This window comes from Flavobacterium flabelliforme (assembly GCF_017948675.1).
In the GTDB taxonomy this organism is placed as follows: Bacteria; Bacteroidota; Bacteroidia; order Flavobacteriales; family Flavobacteriaceae; genus Flavobacterium; species Flavobacterium pygoscelis.
Genome location: NZ_JAGFBU010000047.1, coordinates 1 through 254 on the forward strand (window position 1 = coordinate 1; position 254 = coordinate 254).

Annotated in this window: 1 protein-coding gene; it reads right to left on the reverse strand. The window is 46.5% G+C overall.

Going from position 1 to position 254, the window contains the following annotated elements; genetic code table 11:
- Positions 1–254 (reverse strand): MBG domain-containing protein (locus J3S90_RS15820; RefSeq protein ID WP_210646989.1); only part of this gene is annotated, 254 nt, incomplete at both ends.

Below are 254 nucleotides of genomic sequence, written 5' to 3' on the forward strand. Positions count from 1 at the left end.
GTTTGGATTACTGCCTAAAGCCACTGCAATTGGATAGCTTCCTACTGCTGAAGTGGTCGTAGCGGTAGTGCTTAACGCATAGTCAATCACATCGCCATTTACCGTTCCAGTTACCACAGCGGTTAACACTGGGTTCGCGTCTCCGTAGACTTTGGTTTTATTATCGGCTACCACACTCACGTTGATCGCTTTTGGTGTTACCGTTAATAGCGCGTCTGTTGTGCTTACCGTATAGTTTGGATTACTGCCTAAAG